Origin of the sequence: Halorubrum tibetense (genome assembly GCF_042661865.1) — an archaeon.
Classification (GTDB): Archaea; Halobacteriota; Halobacteria; order Halobacteriales; family Haloferacaceae; genus Halorubrum; species Halorubrum tibetense.
Genome location: NZ_JBHSWW010000603.1, coordinates 1 through 676, shown reverse-complemented (window position 1 = coordinate 676; position 676 = coordinate 1). Strand labels below are relative to the sequence as shown.

General features: G+C 72.2%; 1 protein-coding gene. It reads left to right on the top strand.

Annotation, left to right across the window (positions count from 1 at the left end):
• Positions 1-676, top strand: a 676-nt coding sequence (locus ACFQEU_RS17210; RefSeq protein WP_379784130.1) for an STT3 domain-containing protein, incomplete at both ends; no start/stop codon positions are given.

Genomic DNA, 676 nt, shown 5'->3' with positions numbered 1-676 from the left:
CGGGGCGGCGATCCGCGAGCGAGTCGAGGGGGTCGCCGACGGACTCCACCGGGACCTCGGCGTCGCGCTCGCGGGGGCGTTGACGCTGTTGTTCGTGTTTCGGACGTTCACGGTCACGCGAGTGTTCCGCGAGGATCGGGTGCTGCTTCCGGGCAACGACCCGTACCACTACCTCACCTGGGTCGACCGGCTGGCGGCGGCCGACGTCGGGCGACTCGACTTCGCCGGGATCGCGGAGGTGCTGGGCGGGCGGGCGAGCGGCGAACCGCTCACGTACACGCTCGGCTGGTGGGCGACGGGGCTGGTCGGCGTCGACGGGGAAGGGACGGCGGCAGTCGTCGCGTGGCTCCCCGTGGTCGCCGCGCTCGTCGTCGGCATCGGCGTCTACCTGATCGCGACGTGGACGACGAACGACGAGCGCATCGGGGTGGCGTCGGTGGTCGCGCTCGCGCTGTTGCCCGGACACGCGCTGTACTCCGGGATCGGCTTCTTCGACCATCACGCGGTCGACTACGTCTGGCTCACGCTCTCGATCGTCGGGGTGACGTGGCTCGCGCGGGACCACGAGACGCGCACCCCGGACACGCGGGTCGGTCACCTGACGTCGCCGGCGACGTGGGCGGTGGTCGGCCTGCTCGGCGTCGCGCTCGCGGGGGCGTTGACGCTGTTGTTCGTG